The following is a 4,070-nucleotide window of genomic DNA, read 5'->3' as shown; positions in this document are numbered from 1 at the left end:
CGATGGCGCCGGGCGCCGCGGCAAGGATTGCCGCGCGGATGGTTTCGGGGATTTCCGTGCGCGGATTATCGTCGGTGACGATGACGACATCGGCGAGCCGGGTCGCGATCTCGCCCATGATCGGCCGCTTGCCGCGATCGCGGTCGCCGCCGCAGCCGAAGACGACAACGACCCGGCCCGTGGTGAACGGACGAACCGAGGTCAGGACATTTTCCAACGCGTCGGGCTTGTGCGCGTAGTCGACATAGACCGGAGCGCCGGCGGCCGTCGTGCCCACAAGGTCGAGGCGGCCCGGCGCACCTTTGAGTTTCTCCAATGCGGCCAATGCCTTATCAACGGATGTTCCAGTCGAGATGGCGAGGCCGGCCGAAACCAGGGCGTTGGCGATCTGGAAATCACCTGCCAACGGCAGGTCGATCTCGTGAAGCACACCATCGGCCTCCACCTCGGCACGCTGGCGCCGCCGCTCATGCTCGACGCGCTTCAGCGTCAGGAATTCGCCGTGGCGCCCGACGGTCAGAACATTGAGGCCCGCTGCCCGCGCGGCATGAACCGTCGGCTGCGACCAGGGATCGTCGGCGAAGATCACGGCCGGCGCCCCCTTCGGCAGCAGCGTGTCGAACAGACGCAGCTTGGCACGATGATAATCCTCGACCGTCGGATGGTAATCCATGTGGTCGCGGCCGAGATTGGTAAAGCCGCCGGCGGCCAGTTTGACGCCGTCGAGCCGACGCTGGTCGAGACCATGGCTGGAAGCCTCCATCGAGGCGTGCGTTACCCCTGCCTCCGCCAGTTCCTTGAGCAACTCGTGCAGCGCGACCGGATCGGGCGTAGTCAATGAGCCATATTCGTTGCGGCCCGGCGCCACCACGCCGGTCGTGCCGATCGAAGCGGCGGCAAAACCTGCCTGCTCCCAGATCTGGCGGGTGAACGCGGCAACCGATGTCTTGCCGCTGGTCCCGGTTACGGCGACCATCGTCCGAGGCTGCTTGCCGAAGAAGCGCGCCGCGCTCAGCGCCAATGCCAGACGGGGATCATCGACGGCAAGAACCGGGATCGACAGACCGGAGATTGTATTGCCTTTGGCCGCCACGATTGCGGCAGCGCCGCGGCCGGCGGCATCGGCGGCATAGGTCGAGCCATCAGCCTTGCTGCCGGCGAGCGCGAAAAAAACGACGCCCGGTCTTACCTGGCGGGAATCGGAGGAGAGACCGGTAACCTCCAGATCGGGGGAAGCTGTTCCCTCGACAGGCAGGATACCGGCTAGATTTTTCAGATACATTGAGTCCCGTTCACCGCAACAAAATAGCGCGCAGTTGCCGGCGCGCCCCAAGAATCACTGATAGGAAACCAGCGTTGCACCATTTTCATGGCTGAAATCTGGCTTCACGCCAAGCATCGAAGCCGCACGCCTGATGATGTTGCCTGCCATGATGCCGGCATTCGAGGCGGCGGTGGCGCCCATGCCGGGCTTTTCCGGCTTCGGCTCATCGGCGATGGTCAGCACGATATATTGCGGATCGTCCATCGGAAAGGCGGCGACGAAGGCGTTGAAATTCTTCTCTTTCGAATAACGGCCGTTGACGACCTTTTCCGCCGTGCCCGTCTTGCCGCCGACGCGGTAACCCGGAACCCTGGCGCTCTTGCCCGAGCCTTTCTCGGCGTTGAGTGCGTAGAGATAGCGCATCCCTTCCACGGTCGTGTCCTTGACCACCCTTTTGGCCACCTCCATCGCCTGCTCGGCCGTGCGCGGCAGAAAAGTCGGCTCGATCAAATAGCCACTCATCAATGCGGCGCAGCCGACGGCAGTCTGCAGGGGCGTTGTCGAGACGCCATGGCCGAAGGCGATGGTGATCGAATTGACCTGCTTCCATACTTTCGGTTCGGTCGGGCGCGCCACTTCCGGCAATTCCGTCTGCATCTTTTCGAGCACGCCTAGCCGATGCAGGAACTCGCGATGCCCTTCGATGCCGACAGCCTCGGCTTCTTTGGCCGAGCCGATGTTGGACGAATAGATGAACACTTCGGGCACCGAAAGCACACGGCCTTTGCTGTGGAAGTCATGGATGGTCTGGCGGCCGATCCTGATCGGGCGCGACGCATCGAAGCGACTCTCCAGCGTCACCTTGCCGGAATCGAGCGCCATGCCGGTGGTGAAGCTCTTGAAGGTCGAGCCCATCTCGTAGAGCCCGGCCGACATACGGTTCAGCCGGTCCTTTTCCTGAGCATTGTAGGGATTGTTGGGGTCAAAATCCGGCACCGAGGCCATGGCCAGGACTTCGCCGGTCTTGATATTGAGGACCACCGCGCCGGCCGCGATCGCGTGGAACCGTTCCATGCCGGTCGCCACCTCGTCGCGCACCACATGCTGGACGCGCAGGTCTATCGACAGCTTCACCGGCTTCAGATCCCTGGCCACCGCCAGTCCTGACGCCTGCAGATCGGTCAGGCCCTGGTCATCGATGTACTTCTCCATACCGGAGATGCCCTGATTGTCGATGTTGGTGAGCCCGACAATGTAGGATGACGTTTCGCCGCTCGGATAGAAGCGGCGCTTTTCGGTGCGGAAACCGAGACCCGGGATGCCGAGCGCCATGATGTCCGCCTGCTGCTTCGGCGTCAGCTGCCGCTGCAGCCAGACGAAGCCGGCGCCGCTCTTCAGCTTGTGATAAGTCTGCTCGTAGTCAATCTCGGGAAGCACGGTCGAGAGCTTCTCGATCGCCTCGTCGGCGTCGACGATACGGCGCGGCTCGGCGAACAGCGACGCCGTCTTGATGTCGGTCGCCAGCACCTCGCCGTTGCGGTCGACGATGTCCGGCCGCGATGCAGTGACGCGGCTCTGCGGACCACCCGAATTGTCCGGATTCTGCAGGCCGAGATAGACCAGTCGGCCGGCAATCGTCGAATAGATGGTGAAGAACACCGCCATCGTCATGACGATGCGGGTCTTGGCCTTGCCGCCGGTTGCCTTGCGGGCGGCGTCGACGACGATCGAGCCGTCCTCAGCTGCCTTGCTTCGGCGCTTCAGCAGGTTGCCGATCCCTGGAAGCCTGCTGATCATTGCACGGTGCTCCCGGTCACCACCGGATCCTTGCCGTCCGACGGCCCTTTGCCCGAATTGTCGGCCATGCCGCCGAGCGGCTGCGACGACAGGTCCTCGATATTGAGCGGCTTCATCGGCACGTCGTCGAGCCCGCCGATTTGGTGGGCGTTGAGCGGCTCGAGCCCGAGCTGCGACTTGTAGATTTCGGCAAGCTTCTGCAGCCGCGCAGGCTGGGTGAGCAGGCTCCAGTCCGCCTTGAGAAGATCGATTGTGTCTTCCTCGTAGCGGATCTGCGCCTGCAGCTTCTGCACCGCCGCCAGCTGGTCCTCGGCCTCGCGCTTGGTCTTGTAGGTCAATGCCGCCGCCGAGACCATTACGGCGATCAGGACTATATCGCTGGTGCGAAACACGTGCTTACCTCTCCCCCGGCCGCTCGACGGCGGGAAGCTTTGGAAGGCCGAAAATCGAAAAGTCGCCGGCGCGCGCAGGCGCGCCGGTGCGGATTGCCGCGCGCAGCCTCGCCGAGCGCGCCCGCGGATTGCCGGCGATCTCGGCCTCTCCCGGCGTCACCCCGCCGCCGGATTTGCGGAAGGTCGCCAGCCGCGCCGGCGCGTCCGGCATATGACGCGATCCGCTGGCCGCGTCGGCGCGATCGGCGATGAAGCGTTTGACGATGCGATCCTCCAGCGAATGAAAGGTCACGACGGCGAGCCTGCCGCCCGGCTTCAGCACCCGCTCGGCGGCGAACAGCGCGCTCGCCAACTCGCCGAGCTCGTCATTGACGAAGATGCGCAGCGCCTGGAAGACGCGGGTGGCGGGATGGATCTTGTCCTTCGGCGCGCGGCCGACATGGGTGGCGATGGCGTCGGCAAGATCGAGCGTGCGCTCGAAGGGCCGCTTCTCGCGCCGGGCCTCGATCATGCGGGCGATGCGGCCGGCATGCCGCTCTTCGCCGAGAAAGCCGAAGATGCGGGCAAGGTCGCCCGCCTTGAAGGTGTTCACGACGTCGGCGGCGCTCAGGCCAGCC

The 4,070-nt window shown here is 64.3% G+C and carries 4 protein-coding genes; all 4 read right to left on the bottom strand.

Annotated elements, in window-relative coordinates:
• The coding region (locus tag EOA49_RS30815; RefSeq protein WP_127243559.1) for a UDP-N-acetylmuramoyl-L-alanyl-D-glutamate--2,6-diaminopimelate ligase at positions 1 to 1,282 on the bottom strand (1,282 nt) is incomplete at its 3' end.
• 54 nt (positions 1,283 to 1,336) lie between these two features.
• Complete coding sequence (locus tag EOA49_RS30810; protein WP_066990727.1) at positions 1,337 to 3,061, bottom strand: penicillin-binding protein 2; 1,725 nt, start codon at positions 3,059 to 3,061, stop codon at positions 1,337 to 1,339.
• Positions 3,058 to 3,453: a hypothetical protein gene (locus EOA49_RS30805; protein WP_066990723.1), complete on the bottom strand. Its 396-nt coding sequence runs from the start codon at positions 3,451 to 3,453 to the stop codon at positions 3,058 to 3,060. Before EOA49_RS30805 ends, EOA49_RS30810 begins: the two co-directional genes overlap by 4 nt.
• A 4-nt stretch (positions 3,454 to 3,457) precedes the next feature.
• The coding region (gene rsmH / locus EOA49_RS30800) for a 16S rRNA (cytosine(1402)-N(4))-methyltransferase RsmH (RefSeq protein WP_127243558.1) at positions 3,458 to 4,070 on the bottom strand (613 nt) is incomplete at its 5' end.

Source organism: Mesorhizobium sp. M1A.F.Ca.IN.020.04.1.1 (assembly GCF_003997315.1).
Taxonomy (GTDB): domain Bacteria; phylum Pseudomonadota; class Alphaproteobacteria; order Rhizobiales; family Rhizobiaceae; genus Mesorhizobium.
The sequence above is the reverse complement of the archived record's forward strand: the minus strand, read 5'-3'. Positions and strand labels throughout refer to the sequence as shown.

What these genes read in the sequence shown, in the direction of transcription:
- EOA49_RS30810 (WP_066990727.1), bottom strand. Translation starts at nt 3,061, where the DNA reads ATGATCAGCAGGCTTCCAGGGATCGGCAACCTGCTGAAGCGCCGAAGC.